This is a genomic window from Aeromonas sp. V90_14, assembly GCF_029967615.1.
In the GTDB taxonomy this organism is placed as follows: domain Bacteria; phylum Pseudomonadota; class Gammaproteobacteria; order Enterobacterales; family Aeromonadaceae; genus Aeromonas; species Aeromonas hydrophila.
This window is the reverse complement of the sequence record NZ_JASCAS010000007.1, coordinates 1-17,147: the sequence shown is the minus strand read 5'-3', so window position 1 is coordinate 17,147 and position 17,147 is coordinate 1. Positions and strand designations below refer to the sequence as shown.

General features: G+C 65.7%; 14 protein-coding genes. 4 read left to right on the top strand and 10 right to left on the bottom strand.

Going from position 1 to position 17,147, the window contains the following annotated elements; genetic code table 11:
• The first annotated feature begins 7 nt into the window (after positions 1 to 7).
• Complete coding sequence (locus QLG02_RS07020) at positions 8 to 490, top strand: MarR family transcriptional regulator (RefSeq protein ID WP_282464835.1); 483 nt, start codon at positions 8 to 10, stop codon at positions 488 to 490.
• Positions 491 to 534: 44 nt separating this feature from the next.
• Here the strand turns inward: QLG02_RS07020 and mltB are convergent, their stop codons facing one another.
• The 8 genes from mltB to QLG02_RS06980 form a co-directional block, all read right to left on the bottom strand.
• Positions 535 to 1,638: a lytic murein transglycosylase B gene (gene mltB, locus QLG02_RS07015; protein WP_011705439.1), complete on the bottom strand. Its 1,104-nt coding sequence runs from the start codon at positions 1,636 to 1,638 to the stop codon at positions 535 to 537.
• Positions 1,639 to 1,733: 95 nt separating this feature from the next.
• Positions 1,734 to 2,336: a CDP-alcohol phosphatidyltransferase family protein gene (locus QLG02_RS07010; RefSeq protein ID WP_282464834.1), complete on the bottom strand. Its 603-nt coding sequence runs from the start codon at positions 2,334 to 2,336 to the stop codon at positions 1,734 to 1,736.
• Between the two features lie 14 nt (positions 2,337 to 2,350).
• The gene (locus QLG02_RS07005; RefSeq protein ID WP_282464833.1) at positions 2,351 to 2,989 is read right to left on the bottom strand and encodes an ATP-binding cassette domain-containing protein; all 639 of its coding nucleotides are present in this window, start codon (positions 2,987 to 2,989) and stop codon (positions 2,351 to 2,353) included.
• A gap of 23 nt (positions 2,990 to 3,012) precedes the next feature.
• On the bottom strand, positions 3,013 to 4,689 hold the full coding sequence (locus tag QLG02_RS07000; RefSeq protein WP_282464832.1) for an ABC transporter permease: 1,677 nt from the start codon (positions 4,687 to 4,689) through the stop codon (positions 3,013 to 3,015).
• Complete coding sequence (locus QLG02_RS06995; RefSeq protein WP_282464831.1) at positions 4,689 to 5,873, bottom strand: ABC transporter substrate-binding protein; 1,185 nt, start codon at positions 5,871 to 5,873, stop codon at positions 4,689 to 4,691. The genes QLG02_RS07000 and QLG02_RS06995 overlap by 1 nt, the downstream gene beginning before the upstream one ends.
• 20 nt (positions 5,874 to 5,893) lie before the next feature.
• Entirely contained in the window at positions 5,894 to 8,047 is a 2,154-nt protein-coding gene (locus QLG02_RS06990; protein ID WP_282464830.1) for a bifunctional TVP38/TMEM64 family protein/FAD-dependent oxidoreductase, read from the bottom strand.
• Positions 8,047 to 8,628, bottom strand: a complete 582-nt coding sequence (locus QLG02_RS06985) for a carboxymuconolactone decarboxylase family protein (RefSeq protein WP_194759622.1) — start codon at positions 8,626 to 8,628, stop codon at positions 8,047 to 8,049. The genes QLG02_RS06990 and QLG02_RS06985 overlap by 1 nt, the downstream gene beginning before the upstream one ends.
• An 11-nt stretch (positions 8,629 to 8,639) precedes the next feature.
• Positions 8,640 to 9,314, bottom strand: coding sequence for a DUF1499 domain-containing protein (locus QLG02_RS06980; RefSeq protein WP_282464829.1), 675 nt, complete (start codon positions 9,312 to 9,314; stop codon positions 8,640 to 8,642).
• A 51-nt stretch (positions 9,315 to 9,365) separates the two neighbouring features.
• On the opposite strand from QLG02_RS06980, the gene QLG02_RS06975 reads away from it, so the two are divergent.
• Positions 9,366 to 9,926, top strand: coding sequence for a peptide-methionine (S)-S-oxide reductase (locus tag QLG02_RS06975; RefSeq protein WP_029303450.1), 561 nt, complete (start codon positions 9,366 to 9,368; stop codon positions 9,924 to 9,926).
• 14 nt (positions 9,927 to 9,940) lie between these two features.
• Here the strand turns inward: QLG02_RS06975 and QLG02_RS06970 are convergent, their stop codons facing one another.
• Entirely contained in the window at positions 9,941 to 10,219 is a 279-nt protein-coding gene (locus tag QLG02_RS06970; RefSeq protein WP_011705448.1) for a peptidylprolyl isomerase, read from the bottom strand.
• An 81-nt stretch (positions 10,220 to 10,300) separates the two neighbouring features.
• Complete coding sequence (locus tag QLG02_RS06965) at positions 10,301 to 10,675, bottom strand: hypothetical protein (RefSeq protein WP_029301378.1); 375 nt, start codon at positions 10,673 to 10,675, stop codon at positions 10,301 to 10,303.
• A 649-nt stretch (positions 10,676 to 11,324) separates the two neighbouring features.
• Here QLG02_RS06965 and QLG02_RS06960 point away from each other — a divergent pair.
• Both QLG02_RS06960 and QLG02_RS06955 read left to right on the top strand, forming a co-directional pair.
• Positions 11,325 to 13,025 (top strand): autotransporter assembly complex family protein, encoded by a 1,701-nt coding sequence (locus tag QLG02_RS06960; protein ID WP_282464935.1) that lies wholly within the window; start codon positions 11,325 to 11,327, stop codon positions 13,023 to 13,025.
• Positions 13,026 to 13,169: 144 nt separating this feature from the next.
• Positions 13,170 to 16,955 (top strand): translocation/assembly module TamB domain-containing protein, encoded by a 3,786-nt coding sequence (locus QLG02_RS06955; RefSeq protein ID WP_282464828.1) that lies wholly within the window; start codon positions 13,170 to 13,172, stop codon positions 16,953 to 16,955.
• Positions 16,956 to 17,147: the final 192 nt, after the last annotated feature.

The window sequence follows — 17,147 nt, the reverse complement described above, 5'->3', positions numbered from 1 at the left end:
GCCGAAGATGGAATCAGATCATGTAGACCTGCTGCTGGCCCAGTGGGCCCGGCAGCGACCGGATCTCGACTGCTCTCCCATGGGCGTGCTGGGACGGGTGGCGCGAATGGCGGCGATCGCCGGACGGGAGGTGAGTGAGGAGCTCAAGGAGTGCGGCCTGCTCGGCAGCGACTTCGACATTCTGGCGACCCTGCGCCGGGCCGGCGAACCGCTCACCCCGACCGTGCTCTATCAATCCGCCATGTTGAGCTCGGGGGCCATGACCGCCCGCCTCGACAAACTGGCAGAGCGGGGCTTGATCGAACGCCAGGCCGCCCCGAGCGATCGGCGCAGCCTGCTGGTCTGTTTGACCGAGGCGGGCCGGGAATTGGTTGACCGGGCGGTGGAGCGGCACGTGGCCAACGAGCGGCGTCTGCTGGCACCATTGACCCTGGCCGAGCAGGATCAGCTGGCCGCCCTTCTCAAGCGCTGGCTGTTGGAAAACGAGTAAAAAAACGGGCCTGCGGGCCCGTTTTTGTTGGCTGTATGCCTTGCTCAGTAACCGCCGCGGGCATCCTTGACCGCCAGTCCCAGCTGCCACACCGCCATGGCGTAGTGGGTGCTGTGGTTGTAGCGGGTGATGGTGTAGAAGTTGGGCAGGCCGTACCAGTACTGATAGCCGGTGCCCACATCCAGGCGCAGCAGGCTCGCCTCGCTGTGGTTGCCGAGGGTGCTGGTGGGGGTCAGCCCGGCGCGGCGCAGGGAGGCGACCGGGTAGCGGGTCTGGAAGCCGTGCTCGTAGCCGGGCAGCTGGCCCTGACCGCGCACCGCCACCGGTTGCCCTTTCTCCCAGCCGTGGGCCTTGAAGTAGTTGGCCACGCTGCCGATGGCATCCACCGGATCCCACAGGTTGGTGTGGCCGTTGCCGTTGAAGTCCACCGCGTAGCGCTGGAAGCTGGAGGGCATGAACTGGCCGTAGCCCATGGCGCCGGCGTAGGAGCCCTTGGGTTCGGTGGGATCCATCCCCTCGTCGCGGGTCATCACCAGGAAGGATTCCAGCTCGCTGGTGAAGAACTCGGCCCGACGCGGGTAGTCGAACGCCAGGGTCGCCAGCGCATCCAGGATGCGGGTCTTGCCCATCACCCGGCCCCAGCGGGTCTCCACGCCTATGATGCCGACGATGATCTCCGGCGGCACCCCATACACCTGCTGGGCACGGTTGAGCTCGTTCTCGTACTCACGCCAGAAGCTGACGCCGTTCTGTACGTTGTCCGGGGTGATGAACTTGGCGCGGTAGCGATTCCAGGCGCCGGTCGGACCGGTGGGCGGCGTGGTGGTGGGGGCCTGGGCATCCATCAGGCGGATGATCCAGTCATAGCGCTCGGCCTGGGCCAGCACCCGGTGCAGCTCGGCGCCGTCGAAGCCGTGCTTTTGCACCATCCGCTGCACGAAGTTGTCCACGTTGGCGCGATTGGCGAAGTCCCCCTTGCTGACACCCGGCTGGCTCACCTGCCCGTAGAAGGGTTTGCTCGGCGGCGTCTGGTTGATGAAGGCGCTGTTGGGCTGGGGCTTGACCACGGGCTTGGCAGCCGGCGTGCTGCTGCAGCCATAGAGCATGGGAAACAGGGAGAGGGTGAGCACGGAGACAAGGCGACGCATAAGGTTCTCATGAGCCTGAAAAAGAGTGTCGCCATGGTAAAACATTGTCGTCCATGCGCAAGTGTTCCGTAGCGGGCCCCTTCCGCCGTCCCGCCTCAATGCAGGGTGTGGTAACCGCTCCAGAGCCGGGTCAGGGTGGTGATGGCGCAGAGCAGGGCAAAACCGTAGGCGAGCGGGGCGAAGGCGGCGGGCCACAGGCACATCAGCACGAACAGGGCGATGGTCTCGCTCCCCTCGGTGAGGCCGCCCAGATAGTAGAGGGACTTGTGGTGGTAGACCGGATTGTCGATGCCCCGCTTGCCCGCCATGATGGCAAATGCCAGAAAGCTCGAGCCGGTGCCCATGAAGGCAAACAGCAGGGTGGCGGCGGGCAGCGCATTGGCGGGGGCGGCGAGGGCAAAGCCCAGCACCACGGCGGCGTAGAAGATGAAATCGAGCGTGATGTCGAGAAAGCCGCCGCAGTCGGTGATGCCGGTTTCCCGCGCGACGGCGCCGTCGAGCCCGTCCAGCAGCCGGTTGAGCAGGATGGCCGCCAGCGCCCACTGATAGCAGCCAAAGGCCAGCAGCGGCAACGCCAGCATGCCGATGGCAAAGCCGGTGAGGCTTATCTGGTTGGCGCTGATCCCGACGCGGCAGAGCGGTCTGGCGAGCCGGGTGAGGGGGCTGCGGATAACGGGGATCAGGTGGCGATCAAACAAGGTGAACTCCTCGGTCAAAAACAGGATTCGGTGAGCTGGAGTATGGTGCCCGGCGCGTCGTCTTCGTCGTGGGTCACCAGAATAGCGGGGATGGCCAGCGCCTTGATCTGCGCGAACACCAGTTCGCGAAAGGCGGCCCGCAGCGGCTTGTCGAGGCGGGAGAAGGGTTCGTCCAACAACAATGCCTCGGGCTCGGCCAGCAGCGCCCGCAGCAGGCTGACGCGGGCCTTCTGGCCGCCGGAGAGCGCCCCCGACAGCTTGTCCGCCTGATTTGTCAGCTCCACCTGCGCCAGCGCGGCCACTGCCTTTTCTCGCCGTGCCCCGTGCCCCTTCAGGCTGGCCGGCATGCCGAACATCAGGTTCTCCGCCACCGTCAGGTGCTCGAACAACAGATCATCCTGAAACAGCATGCCGATGCGCCGCGCCTGGGGCGGCAGCTGGGTGAGCCGGCGCGCGCCGAGGGTCACGTCCCCCTCCAGCCTGAGTGGGCCGCTTGCGGGCAATATCCCCGCCAGCGCCGCCAGCAGCGAGCTCTTGCCACAGCCACTGGGTCCCATCAGGGTCAACACCTCGCCGGGCGCCACCTGCAGAGCGGGCAGCGAGAGCAGCAGGTTTTCCTCCAGATAGAGGCGAAGGGGTGTGGTGCTCAGCATATGGTTATTTCCAACATGAGAGTTCATCGTGAGCTGTTCCCTTTGAGCGCCGGGTTGAGTCGGACCGGCAGCCAGAGCGCCAGCAGATAGATAAGGAGCGGCAGCAGCAGTTGCAACAGGCCGTAGAGGCCCGCCAGCCGCCGGTTGAGGCCGCTGCCGATGGCCACCGTCTCGGTGGTGATGGTGACCACCCGGCCTGCGCCAAACAGCAGGGTCGGCAGGTATTGGGCCAGACTCACCGCGGCTCCGACGCCGAAGGCAAACAACAGCGGACGGGCCAGCAGCGGCCCTTTCACCTGCCACCAGGCGCGCCACGGGGTTGCCCCCAGCAGCAGGGCGCTCTGGGTGATCCGCGCATCGAACTGGCGATAGGGGCCGTGCAGGCACAAATAAACGTAGGGAAAGACAAACAGCAGCTGGCTCCAGAGCACCCAGCCCCAGCCGATGCCATCGCCCCCCCACCCGAGGCTGAACCAGTCCCCCCCGAGGCGAATGCCGAACAGCAGGCTGGCCTGCGGCAGCAACAGCGGCAGGCAGATGAGCCAGAGCGGCCAGGGGCGGCGGCCGGCCTGCGCCTCCAGACTCAGCACCGCCATCACCAGCGCAATCGCCCCGCTCGCCAGCGCCAGCAGGATGCTGGTGGTCAGCAGCGGCGACAGGGTGGGCAGCAGTTCGAGCCAATGGCGACCGCTCCACTGGCTCGGCCAGAGGGCGGGAAAGGGCCAACGCCGGGCCAGTGACCAGAGCAGCAAGGCCCCCAGCACTGCCAGATTGAGGACGATCAGGGTCGCCACGCTGCCGGTGGCAAGGGTGTGGCCAAGAGCGCTTGGGTTTGCTCGTCGGCCATCGAGCCAGCCGGGTTTGCCAAAGATTCGATGAGCCAGCTCCAGCAGGCGCAACAGAGCCAGCAGCAGCGCCGTGATGGCGAGCAGCAGCAGGGAACCGCTGGCGGTGGCGCCGCGCCAGACCAGATCCGGGTCCTGATACCAGAGCCACAGGCGCACAGCCAGCGGAGCGGGGGCATCGGGTCCGAGCAACTGGGCCAGATCCACCACCGCCACCCCGTAGGCGGCCACCGCATAGAGGGGCAGGCGCAAGGCGGGCCAGAGCGCCGGCAGCAGCAGGCGCCACCAGATCTGGGGGGGGCTGAAGCCAAGGCTCGCCCCCAGCCACTGCTGACGCGCCACCCTGGCGGGGTCTTGCGCGCCGAGCGCCATCAGCAGCAGGAAGGGGGTCTCCTTGAAGATCAGGGCGAAGATGAGCCCAAGTCCGGCGGGATCGCGCAGGGTCTGCCAGTCGGGGGGCAGTTCGAACCCGGTGAGGGTCGGCGAGAGCAGGCGCAGCAGCCAGCCGGAGGGGGCGAGCAGAAAGGCAAAGCCGATGGCAAAGGCGACGTGGGGCAGCGCCAGCAAGGGTGAGAGCAGCCGACGCAGCCAGCCAACGGCCCGGCTGTCGCTGTGGGCCAGCAGCAGGGCAGTCAGCAGCAGACTGGCCAGGGTCGAGGCTGCGCCAATCCACAGGCTCAGCAGCGCCGAGTGCCGCAGGCCCGGCTGCGCCAGCAGCAATTGCAGGTGGGCCTGACTCAGCCCCTCAGCCAGCAGTTGCCAGCCCCCCGCCAGCAGCGGGAGGCCAAAAACCAGGGCGCACCCGGCGGTAAACAGGGGGCGCCAATCAAGCAAAGAGCGGCCGAACCGGCTCATCAGTGACCGTAGCGCTCGGCCCAGGCCGCTTCGAGCCTGAGCTGCCAGCTGGGGTGCGGTTCGGCCACCGCCTTGAAGCGCAGCGCCGGCACCGGCTGCTGGGTGGCGGGCAGGGCATCGGCCCGCAGCACGCTGGGATCGCCCCAGAAGGCGGGCTCGGCCTTGCGCGCCTGGGCGGCGGGGCTCAGCAGGAAGTTGGCCACCACCTTGGCGCCGGCGCGGGCGTTGGCGTTGAAGGGGATGGCGAGGAAGTGGCTGTTGGTGAGCGCCCCTTTCGCCATGGCCACCGCCATCACGCTGGGGGGCAGGGTGCCGTTTTGCACCGCGCTCTGCGCCTCCTGCGGGTTGAAGCTGATGGCCATGGCCAGCTCGCCGTCATCGAGCAGCTGGCGGGTCTCGGCGGCGCTGGTGGGGAACAGCTTGCCCTTGCGCCAGAGTGTCGGGTGCAGCTCATCCAGCCAGGCCCAGAGCGGGGCGGTAACCCTGGCAAAGTCGGTATCGGTCGCCTCCCGATAGAGGGGGGCGGGGTCCGGGGTCAGCTCCAGCAAGATCTGCTTGAGAAAGCTGGAACCGTGAAACTGGGGTGGCTTGGGATAGGTGAAGCGGCCGGGGTGAGCCTTGCTCCAGGCGAGCAGGGCCGCTGCCGAGGTGGGCAGCTGTTTGACCTCTTCGCCGTTGACCATCAGGTTGAGCTGGCCGATGCCCCAGGGGGCTTCCAGCCCCTCCACCGGCACGGTGAAGTCCTCACTCACCGGCAGCGTCTTGTCCACCCGCGCCATATTGGGCAGCTCCCGGGTAAAGGGGGCGCCGAGCAGCCCCTGCTCCTTGAGCGCCTTGAAGTTTTCGCCGTTGACCCAGAGCAGGTCGATGGGGCCGCCAGCTTGCTTACCCGCCTGCTTGTTGGCCAGCAACTGGCTGACGCTCTGGGCGATGTCGTCCACCTTAACCTGCACCAGTTTGACCTGGTATTCGCGTGCCAGCTCCTGGCCGGCCCACACCAGATAGGCGTTGATCTCCGGGCTGCCGCCCCAGGCGTTGAAGTAGACGGTCTGCCCCTTGGCCTCATCAAGGGTCTGCTGCCACTGCGGGTTGTCGGCGGCGTTGGCCTGGGTAAAGAGGAAGCTGCCTGCCAGCAGGGGCAGGGTGCGCAACAGCTGTTTGAACGAGGGCAATGAGTGTCGCATCTGGGTTACCTGGAGTTGGGTCAGGCGCCGCGGCGCCAGCGGTGATAACGGGTCAGCAGAGCCAGCAGGGTGGCGGGCTGACGGGCCCGTCGCCACTCGCCCGCCAGATACTTGTTCCCCTCCATCAGGGTGGGGTAGGCGTGGATGGTGGCGAGGATCTTGCCAAGGCCGAGGCGGTGGCGCATGGCGAGCACGAACTCGGCGATCCGTTCACCGGCGTGAGTGCCCACCAGGGTGGCACCCAGGATCTGATCCTTGCCGGGCACGGTGAGCACCTCGATAAAGCCCTGACGCTCGCCGTCGGCGATGGCTCTGTCCAGCTCGGCCAGCTCGAAGCGGGTCAGCTCGAAGGGGATGCCCTGCGCCCTGGCCTCTTTCTGATTGAGGCCGACCCGGGCTATTTCTGGGGTAGTGTAGATGGCGGCCGGCATGACCCGATAGTCGGCCCGAAAGCGCTTGAACGGACTGAACAGGGCATTGATTGCGGCATACCAGCCCTGATGGGCGGCGGCATGGGTGAGCTGATAAGGGCCCGCTACGTCCCCCACCGCCAGAATGCTGGGGTAGTTGGTGGCGAGGAAGCCATCGACCGCCAACGTGCCGCGCGGGGTCAGCTCCACCCCCAGCGCTTCGAGCCCGAAGCCGCTGACGTTGGCGACCCGACCCAGTGCCAGCAGCAGCTGATCCCCTGCAATGGTTTGCATCTCGTCGCCCCGGCGCAGTTGCAGCCGGATGGGGAGATCTCCCTCAGCCGCAGGCAGATAGTCGGCTCGCTCGGCGCGCCAGCCGGTGAGCACCCGTACGCCGTCGTGGGCCAGCTGTTCCGCCAGCAGCTCGGCCACCTCCCGTTCTTCACGGGGCAGCAGCTGATCCGAGAGCTCTACCAAGGTCACGGGCACCCCTAGCAGGGCAAAACTCTGGGCCAGCTCGCAGCCGATGGGGCCGCCGCCCAGCACCAGCAGCTGGCGCGGCGCGGAGCGCAGTTGCCAGAGGGTGTCGGAGGTGAGCCAAGGCACCTGCTCAAGGCCCGGCAGCGTGGGCACCAGCGGCCGGGCGCCGGTGGCGAGCACGATATGACGGCTGGCAAGGCGTTTGCCATTAACCTCCACCTCCCAGGGGGAGACAAGCCTTGCCTCCCCTTCGATGCACTCGACTCCCAGCCCTTGATAGCGCTCGATGGAGTCGTGGGGTTCAACATCCTTGATAACACGGGCGACCCGCTCCATCACGGCGGCGAAATCGGCGCTGGTCTGGCTTGGGTCAAAGCCCAGTTCACTGGCCCGGCGCTGCTCTGCGGCAAAGCGGGCACTTCGGATCAGCGCCTTGGAGGGGACGCAGCCGCTGTTGAGGCAATCGCCCCCCATCTTGTGCTTCTCGATGAGCGCTACCCTGGCCTTCACCGCCGCGGCGATATAGCTGGTCACGAGGCCGCCGGCTCCGGCGCCAATCACCAGCAGGTTGTAGTCATAGCGGGTCGGCTTGCGGTAGGGGGCGTGCAACCGATGCAGGGCGAGGCGCCGCTGCAAACCCTTGAGCAGCATCGGCATCAGTCCGAGCAGGGTCAGCGCCACCATCAGGCCGGGGGAGAGGATATTGCCGGTGCTGGTGAGGTTGGCGAGCTCGCTGCCCGCCAGCACATAGACGAAGGTGCCGGGCAGCATGCCAAGCTGGCTCACCCAGTAGTAGGTGCTGACTCTGATGGGAGTGAGCCCCATCAGCAGGTTGACCAGAAAGAAGGGGAAGATGGGGATGAGGCGCAGGCTCAGCAGATAAAGCGCCCCTTCCTTCTTCATGCCGGCCTGCAAGCTGGCCAGCTTGTCGCCAAAGCGCCGCTCGACCCAGTCGTGCAGCAGAAAGCGGGCGCTGAGAAAGGCCAGGGTCGCGCCAATGCTGCTGGCAAAGGAGACCAGCAGCAGCCCCCAGGCAACGCCGAACACGGCGCTGCCGGCCAGGGTGAGCAGGCTGGCGCCAGGCAGGGAGAGGGCTGTGCTCACCACATAGACGGCGACGAACAGCAGGGCTGTGCTGACGAAATGGCGATCGACCAGGGCGGCCAGCTCGGCCTGACGGGCCTGCAGCTGGGGCAGGCTCAGGTAGTGACCAAGGTCGAAGGCGAAAAAGGCGCCGATGAGGCAGCCCATCACCAGCATCAGCAGCAGGCGGGAGCCGCTCATCAGGCGTCCTTGTTATCCGGTTGGGCCGGCCGCTCGGGTTGCACCGGCAGCTGGCAGAAGCCCTGCGGCGCAATATCGAGGGCGGCGTTGAACTTGGCCGACATGTTCTGGAAGGCGATGAGGCCGGTGAGTTCCACCATGGCGTCGTCGTCAAACCAGGGCTTGAGACGGGCGGCCTGCTCATCGCGGACCCCATCCAGCCCCGTCATCGCCTCGGTGTAGTCGAGCACGGCCCGCTCCCGCTCATCGAACAAGGGGCTTTCGCGCCAGTTGGCGAGTGCCTCCACCTTCTCGCTGGAGCCCGCCCGTTTGATCAGGGTCATGGCGTTGATGTCGACGCAAAAGCGGCACCAGTTGAGCTGGGAAACCCGCACCGTCACCAGGGAGCGCAGCACGGGGTCGATGGGGGAGCGCTTGCGGTTGATGACGCCATAGAGGGTGGCGACGGCGGCAAACAGGCGCGGCGAGCGGCCCCAGCACTTGCCCGGGATCAGCACCTGGCCGTAGTTGCGTTGTTGCAGCCAGAAAAAGGGGCGGATAAACCAGGCATATTCCCGATCGGGCTTGACCTCGACGCGCATGGATGACCTTCTTATTGTTTCAAATTGGGTTTGTAGGCCTGACCCAGCCGCTCGTTGAGGCGGATCAGAAACTCCTCTATGCGGGCCCGGTTGGTACCCAGATCACTTTGTCCCTGACGGGAGGCGGAGCGCATGTCGATGCGGGTCTCCTTGGGGCCGGCAAAGACCCGCAGCGCCACGTCATCCTGAAAACCGAACCAGCCGGTGGTGACCACAGCCTCGAGTCCTTCCTGGCTTGGCCGCACCTGCCAGCCGAGCTGCTCCATCAGGGCGTGGGCCTCGGTGATCACCTCGGCCGGGGAGGCGCTGGTAAAGAGAGGACCGGGTTTCCCCTCAAATGCTTTCAACGGAGCTGGATTAATCGGCAGATCCTGCGCCGTTCTAAGCTCGGCAGCCCAGAGCAGCTGGGGCGGGTTGTTGGGATCCGTGCTCACGTCGTTGATCAGCGGGGTGCGCAGCGCCTGCACCACAAAGGCCAGGGGCAACAGCAGGGGGACGGCGCCCCAACCGTTGGCGCAGCGGCTGCGAGACCAGGGCAGGCGAACCAGCAAGGCGAGGGAGACGAGGGCCCCGAGCAGGCAGATGGCAAACCCCAGCCACCAGGGCCAGAGGTGAACACGGCTGCCGAGGGCGCCGGCGAGCGGCAGCAACCAGGCCAGAAGCGGCCACCACAAATATCTGGGCATAACGGGGATCCACTGGTTATGATGGACAAGTGCCCAGAAGGATAAACTTAATTGACTGATAACGTTAGTAAATTTATCTCAATCCTGCTGCTTTTCCCAAGCGTTCCGCTGTGGGCGGACAGTGCCGTGCTGGCGGCGGGGGACATGTGGCGCGCCGAAGCCGTCTACGAGACCCTGCCCGGGGTCAGCCGGGTGGAGCCGGGCTACGTCAGTCAGCTGGCGGCGACGGGGTCGAGCTGGCGGGAAGTGCCGCCGCGGCGCCAGGCGGTGCGCATCGACTATGACCCGGTCAAGGTGGGGTATGGCGATCTGCTCAACGTGTTTTGGCAGCTGGTGGATGGGCGCGATGGCGACGGCCAGTATTGCAACCGTGGCCTGGCATTTGCGCCGGCCCTGCTGCCAAAGGATGACTATCAGTGGCGCTTGGCCCAGGTGAGCCTGACGCGCTGGCAGGCGCTGCACGGGCGGCCGAGCCGGGTTGCGCTCTGGCCGCAGAGCCGGTTCACCCCGGCGCCGGAGATGGAGGACTGGGCGGCGCGCCATCCCTGGCGTTTTGGCTTCTATGCCCGCCGCTGCGGCGGCTGGCCGGTGGAGTTGAACCCAGAACCCTGAACCGGGCCCTGAACTCAGTTGCGGTAGAGCACCTTGATAAGGTGAAAGCCGAACTTGGTGCGCACCGGGCCGAGCACGGTCAGCAGCTCGCCCTTGAACACGGCATCGTCAAACGCCTTGACCATGTCGCCCTTCGAAAACTCCCCCAGATCGCCGAAGCGCTTGCTGGAGGCGCAGGTGGAGAAGCGCTTGGCCATCTGGCCGAAGTCGGCTCCCTTGGCAATCTTCTCCTTGATCTCCAGACACTCTTTCTCGGTCTTGACCAGGATGTGCTGGGCACAGGCTTTTCTCATCGGGACGCTCCTCGGCGGTGGGCAAATCGGGGGCGCAAAGAGTACTCCAATTCCTGCCGCGCGTCAGCCGTCATGGCAAATTCAGCTGCGGGCACGGGCAGCAAGCCGGGTTCTGGGCCGTGCCTGCCAGAGGATCTCCAGCCCGAGCAGGGCATGCAGGCTCCAGATGGCCAGCGGATTGAGCCAGTTGCCCCCCAGTTGCAGGGTCGCCAGGGCGCTGCCCGCCAGCAGCAAGGTGATGCCCGGCAGGCGCCAGTGGGCCGGCAGCGGTGCCAGCATGGCCATGCCCAGCAGGATGGCGAGCCCGAACGGCAGGTTCAGCGCGGTGAAGGCCAGCGCCTGCTGGCCGTTCATGCCGGTCAGCAGGGCCAGCAGGGCGCTGCAACAGGCGAGAAAAGTGATGAATTCGAGTCGGTCGGCGATGTAGTCCGCCATCTGTTCGCTGCGTGCGTGCATGCGGTGTCTCCTCTGGTGGGATGCGAGCCTTGGTGCAATGACCCCAGTGTGGGCGAGAAGTGAGCAGGGGGGCAGCGGGATAAATCGATTGGGTTGAACGAGGCTTTGATTGGGCGATGGCAACTGTTTGATCCTGCAAGATAAAATGCACTACCTCCACGGGAGTGGGGCAAGGCGGGCGGCCCAGTGGCAAGGAGGATGCAGCTGGCGGGCCCGGTGAGAGAGGGAATTGCCGCTATCTTGAGCAGTTGCCGACAGTTGATGTCGCGCCCATCGGCCAACAAGGGGTGGCGCGATACCGGGCCGGATGGGCCGCCAGGGGCCATCTGGCATGGCCGTGTTGGTCATGGATTGCCCTTTTTGGCCCGCAGTGGCATAAGTCTGCGGGGGAAAGTGTGAAAAATGCGCGGCCTGCGCGGGCAAAGGCTTCAATAATATGGCGAAATTCGGTGTCACCCCGCTCTGATGTCGGGCCGGGGATATGCTAGGATGAGGCGCGTTTGCGATCGAGTGAGCCTCATATTCGTTCTGAATATCGCATTATTTTAATCATGTTCTTCGGGGAAATTGACGTTTGACAGGATGCAATCCGCCCCTGCCTGCAGGGATCTCACCGCCCGCACGGGCCTTTCGTCGTGGGCTTCGCGCGCTGGGACTGAGCCTCTGTCTGCTGCTGTTCGTCACGCCCGCCATGGCGGCCAAACTCACCTATCAGATCAAGGGACTGAAGGGGGAGAACAAGGACAACGTCGAGGCCTACCTCAACGCCCTGCCGGTCTATCAGGAGCGCCAGTACCGTCCGGCCCGCGCCAAGATCACCGAGAGCGTGCAAAAGGCGCTGCAGGTCTATGGCTACTACCAGCCCAAGATCACCCTGAGCCGCGACAAGAAGGCGCCCGCCAAAGTGATCATCGAGGTGGAGCCGGGCAAGCCGGTCATCATCTCCCGTCTCGACATCCTGCTGGAAGGGGATGCCAGCAGCGACGAGCTCTACAGCGAGCTGTTGGACAAGCTGCCGCTGAAAGAGGGGGATCCCCTCAACCACGGCAAATACGAATCCATCAAGGCGGATCTGGGCAGTCTGGGGCTGGCCCGCGGCTACTTCGACGCCAAGATCAGCAAGAGCCAGGTCAAGGTGTTCCCGGATCAGGGCACCGCCGAGATCTACATCCTGTTTCGCTCCGGCCCGCGCTACCACTTCGGCGAGATCCACTACGACGCCACGCCGGAGGCGCTGCGCCTCATCCGCCCGCTCATCAACATCAAGAGCGGCGACCCCTATCTGGCGATCCGGCTGGCGGAGATGTCGCAGGATGTCTCCTCCACCAAGCTGTTCAAGCAGGTGGACATCAAGCCGCTCATCAGCCAGGCCGAGGGCAACCGGGTGCCGGTGCAGGTGACTCTTTCCAACCGGGTCGATCACGAGATTGAAACGGGTATCGGCTATGCCACCGACGTGGGGCCGCGCATGAGCGCCACCTGGGAGAAGCCCTGGGTCAACCGCTACGGTCACCGGCTCAACGCCACCGCCAAAGTTTCCCAGCCCGAGGCCGAGCTCAGCTTCGACTACCAGATCCCGGTAGGCAACCCGCTGCGGGACTACTACTCGCTGCAGGCCGGTTATCAATACAAGGACAACAACGATACCCGCTCCGACCTGACCACCCTCAGCGTGCACCGCTGGAAACGGCGGCCGGAGAGCTGGGACCGGGATGTGTTCATCCGGCTGGAGAACGAGATCTATACCCAGGGCGCCGATGAGGGCAACAGCTTGCTGCTGATCCCCGGCGTCTCCTGGTCGCGGCTGCGGGTGCGCGGTGGTCTGGTGCCCGACTGGGGCGATCGCCAGCAGCTCACCCTGGAGTTTTCCGATCCCTATTGGGGCTCCGACATCAGCTTCGTGCGGGTGTGGGGGCGCAGCAAGTGGCTGCGCACCCTGGGGGAGGATCACCGCTTCCTGCTGCGGGCCGAACAGGGGGCCATCATAGGGGACAGCTTCTCGCTGGTGCCGCCTTCGCTGCGCTTCTTCACCGGTGGTGATCAGACGGTGCGCGGCTACGGCTACGAAACCATCTCGCCGCGCGGCAGCGACGGCAAGCTGCTGGGGGGCCGCTATGTGAGCGTCGCCAGTGCCGAGTACAACTACCGCTTCAGCGACAAGTGGCTGGGGGCCCTGTTCGTCGACAGCGGTACCGCCACGGTCGACTACAGCGAGGCCTGGAAGATAGGCACCGGGGTCGGCGTGCGCTGGGTCACCCCCATCGGTCAGGTCAGGCTCGATCTGGCGGTGGGCATTTCCGAGCAGGAGAAGCCGCTGCGACTCCACTTCGCGCTGGGGCCTGAACTATGATCCGGCCGCACTTCACTCCTCTTCTCTTCTGTTCTCCTGACCGGCCGCTGCGGCTGCATCTTTCGCGGGGGTCTGCACTGTGATCTGGGTAAAACGCATCTTTCTCTGGCCGCTGCGGCTGCGTCTTTCGCGGGGGTCTGCACTGTGATTTGGGTAAAACGTATTTTTCTCTGGCTGATGGGGCTCATCTTCCTGTTGCTCATCGGTGTCAGCCTGCTGGGCTTCACCCATCAGGGCAACAAGTGGCTGTGGCAGCAGGCGAGAGCCGCCCTGCCTTCCCTCAAGGGGGAACTGGTGGCGGGCCAGCTTGGCTATGGCTGGACCCTGGAAGGGGTCGGCTGGCAGGATGAGCTGGTGGACGTCACGGTGGATCGCGCCGTGCTGGACTGGGATCTGGGCAAGCTGCTGCAGGGCAAGCTCTGGATCAAATCCCTGAACGTCACCCACCCGGTGGTCAAGGTGGCCGACTCCGAACCGACCCCGGAAGAGCCGTCAGAGCCCTTCGTCTGGCACCCGTTGCCCCTGAAAATTCAGGTCGACAGCCTCCAGGTGGCGGATCTCGATGTGACGGTGCCCGGGGTGGGGGTGAGCCTCAAGTCCCTCGACATCGGCGCCACCCTCAGCCGCAAGGGGCTGATCGTGCAGGGGCCGGTGCTGGACGGCCTCAAGGTGACCCTGGCCGAGACGCCGGCCACCGAGGCTGTCAAACCGGCTGCCACCAAGGCAAGCTCCCAGGACAAGGCTGCGGCCAAGTCGCCTGTCACCGCCAAGGCGAAGCCGGCGGATGAGCGCAAGGCGCAGCAGGCAACCAAGGCGGCCTCCATCGAGCTGCCCGTCATCCGGCTGCCTTTCCCCATCCAGCTGGAAGGGTTGCAGGTCACGGCGTTTCGCTATCAGCAGGGTGAATTGATTGAAGGGCTCGACAAGCTGCTGCTGTCGGCCAGTGCCGAGGGCAGCGACATCACGCTGCGCGAGCTCTCCCTGCGCCACGCCATGGCGGATCTGGCGCTCAAGGGCAAGATCCAGCTCAAAGACGATTATCCGCTCGCCCTGACTCTGGATGCCAAGGCCCGCAAGGGGCTGCTGGATGGCGAGCTGCAGGGGCAACAGGCCAACCTGACCCTCGGCGGTTCGGTGGGCAAGCTGGCACTGGCGCTGCAGGCCAAGGGGCCGGTGGCCGCCAGCCTCAAGGGCTCTCTGGCTGCCCTCGACCCCGACTTGCCCTTTGATGCGGGGCTGGAGTGGAAGAGCCTGGGCTGGCCGCTGCACAAGCCTGCCAAAGATGAGCCCAGCTACCGGCTGGACAAGGGCAGTTTGAGTGCCAAGGGCAAGCTCTCCGGCTACCAGTTTGCCTTGAATACCGCCGGCAAGGGCACGGATGTGCCCCCCTTCAAGCTGGCACTGACGGGCAAGGGGGATCTGACGCAGCTGAACCAGATCAACCTGCTGCTCAACGCCCTCAAGGGGGAGCTCAAGCTGGACGGCAAGCTCGCCTGGGACAAGGGGGTACGCTGGCAGGGCACCACGGAATTCAAGGGGATCAACCCGGCCGAGCTGGTGCCCGAGCTCAAGGGGGCGCTGGCGGGCAAGATTGCCAGCCGTTTCGAGCTCGATGAGGCGGGCCACTGGCAACTGCAACTGCCCGAGCTGAAGGTGGACGGCAAGCTCAACCAGTATCCGCTGGCCATCAAGGGCAGCGCGAGCGGCAACGACAAGATGGAGTGGACCATCCCGGCGCTGGCGCTGCAAAGCGGCCCCAACCAGCTGCAGGCCAAGGGCAGCCTGAGCCAGCAGGCGTGGAAACTGGATGCGGATCTCAATGCCCCCAACCTGGCCGGGCTCTACCCCGGGCTCAAGGGGGACATCAAGGGGCAGGTGCGCCTGACCGGCAATCAGCAAGCGCCGCGGGTCACTACCGAGCTGGCTGCCAGCCGCCTCTATTATGCCGGCACCGATCTGAAGGGGATCGCCGTCAAGGGCAATGCCCTGGTCGGTGACAAGCCGGCAGGGGAAGTGGCCCTGGCGGTAGCCAGCCTGGTGCAGGGGGCGACCAGCCTCAGCCAGCTGGCGCTCAACCTGAGCGGCGATCTCAACCAGCACGCCCTGTCGCTCACCATGAAGGGCGATCCGGTGGCGGCCAACCTCAAGCTGAGCGGCGGTCTGCGCGGGGAGCGCTGGCGCGGTGCCCTCAGCGAGCTCAAGTTGAAGACGCCGCTGCGGCGCTGGGAGTTGAACGCGCCCTGGGCCCTCGACCTCGATCTGCCGCGTCAGCGGCTGACCATGGGGGATCTCTGCCTCGGCTCCCAGGGGGCCAGCCTCTGCGTCAAGGGCAGCCAGGTATCGGCCCAGCAGGGCAGCCTGGAGTTTGCCCTCAACCAGTTTGACCTCAAGCGCCTGCGGCCCTGGCTGCCGGACAACTTCCGCTGGCAGGCGGTGCTCTCCGCCGACGGGCGGGCCAGCTGGCGCGGCAATCAGCCGACCCTGCACGCCACCGTGCGCACCACGCCGGGCACCTTCGTGGCCGACGAGCTCAAGACCGACTATCAGCGCCTCGAGCTCGGGGTGGACTTCGAGCGCCAGCAGGCGGCGATCCGGCTCGATTTTGCCTCCGAGCAGATTGGCAACATCGATACCAAGCTCTATATCCGGGATCCGTCCGGTCGTGGCAATCTCTCCGGCCAGCTCAAGTTTGACGACCTCAAGCTGACCACCTTCGCCCCGCTCATCCCCGAGGTACGCTCCCTGCAGGGGGTCATCTCGGCCGATGCCCGTTTCGACGGTACCCTGGCCTCGCCGCTGCTGTTTGGCCAGCTCAACCTGCTGGATGGGGAAGTGCAGACCCACTCCGACATGGTAACCCTCTCCAAGCTGGTGACCCGCCTCAAGATTGAAGGCAACCGGGCCGAGCTGGATGGCACCATGCTGGTGGGCAAGGGGCCGCTGGCACTGGGGGGCTGGCTGAGCTGGGCACAGCTGCCGGTCACCGGCAGCCTCACCATTCAGGGCAAGGAGCTGGAAGCCCAGTATCCGGGCATGGGCCGGGTGCGGGTCTCCCCGGACATCGCCATCTCGCTGGGGGAGGAGACCCGGATCACCGGTCAGGTCGACATCCCCTGGGCGCGGATCCTGGTCAAGAGCCTGCCCGAGAGCGCGGTGGCGGTGTCGGACGACGTGACCGTGGTCTACGACGATCTGCCGCCGGTGCCCAAGGCGGCGCCGCTGCCGATGGCGATCAAGCTGGCCATCCGGCTGGGTGACGACGTGCGGCTGGAGGCGATGGGGCTCAAGACCAAGGTGGGGGGCGGCATCAACATCCGCCAGGATCCCTCGCGGCCGCTGGCGGGCAACGGCCAGCTGGTGCTCAACGACGGGCGCTTCAAGGCCTATGGCCAGAACCTCATCATCAAGGATGGCCGCATCCTCTTCTCCGGCCCCCTCGATCAGCCGTTCCTCAACATAGAGGCGTATCGGGACCCCGACACCATCGAGGACAAGGTGACGGTGGGGGTGCGGGTGACCGGACCGGCCAGCAAGCCCAAGATCACCGTCTACTCGGAGCCGCAGCTGGCCCAGTCCGAGCAGCTCTCCTACTTGCTGCGCGGCAAGGGGCTGCAGACCAGCGGCGAGGATGGCGGCTTCAACGGCCTGCTGGTGGCGGGCGCGGTCAGCCAGGCCAACGGCGTGGTCTCCAGTCTGGGAGAATCCCTCGGCATGAGCGACGTGGCCCTCGACACCGCCGGCAGTGGCGACAACACCCAGGTGACCCTGTCGGCCTATCTGCTGCCGGGGCTGCAGTTCCAGTACGGGGTCGGGGTGTTCAGCCCCATCGCCGAGTTCAAGCTGCGCTACGAGCTGATGCCCAGGCTCTACCTGCAGGCCATGAGCGGGGTGGCCCAGGCGGTGGATATCTTCTATCGCTTCACCCTGTAGCGGGCAGGAAGAGACAAAAACGGGAGGCACAAGCCTCCCGTTTTTATTGACGGCGTTGATGCGGCTGACGTTGATGCTGATGAGCAGGGGGATGCTGAAAAGCGAAAACCCGGCGCGAGGCCGGGTTTTCTTGAATGATGGTGGAGGGAGAAGGATTCGAACCTTCGAAGGCAGAGCCGTCAGATTTACAGT

Excerpts from the sequence above, each read along its gene's own strand:
- QLG02_RS06980 (WP_282464829.1), bottom strand. The coding sequence starts at position 9,314 with ATGCCCAGATATTTGTGGTGGCCGCTTCTGGCCTGGTTGCTGCCGCTC.
- mltB (WP_011705439.1), bottom strand. The coding sequence starts at position 1,638 with ATGCGTCGCCTTGTCTCCGTGCTCACCCTCTCCCTGTTTCCCATGCTC.
- QLG02_RS06985 (WP_194759622.1), bottom strand. The coding sequence starts at position 8,628 with ATGCGCGTCGAGGTCAAGCCCGATCGGGAATATGCCTGGTTTATCCGC.
- QLG02_RS06965 (WP_029301378.1), bottom strand. The coding sequence starts at position 10,675 with ATGCACGCACGCAGCGAACAGATGGCGGACTACATCGCCGACCGACTC.
- QLG02_RS07020 (WP_282464835.1), top strand. The coding sequence starts at position 8 with ATGGAATCAGATCATGTAGACCTGCTGCTGGCCCAGTGGGCCCGGCAG.
- QLG02_RS06995 (WP_282464831.1), bottom strand. The coding sequence starts at position 5,873 with ATGCGACACTCATTGCCCTCGTTCAAACAGCTGTTGCGCACCCTGCCC.
- QLG02_RS06990 (WP_282464830.1), bottom strand. The coding sequence starts at position 8,047 with ATGAGCGGCTCCCGCCTGCTGCTGATGCTGGTGATGGGCTGCCTCATC.
- QLG02_RS06970 (WP_011705448.1), bottom strand. The coding sequence starts at position 10,219 with ATGAGAAAAGCCTGTGCCCAGCACATCCTGGTCAAGACCGAGAAAGAG.
- QLG02_RS07005 (WP_282464833.1), bottom strand. The coding sequence starts at position 2,989 with ATGCTGAGCACCACACCCCTTCGCCTCTATCTGGAGGAAAACCTGCTG.
- QLG02_RS07000 (WP_282464832.1), bottom strand. The coding sequence starts at position 4,689 with ATGAGCCGGTTCGGCCGCTCTTTGCTTGATTGGCGCCCCCTGTTTACC.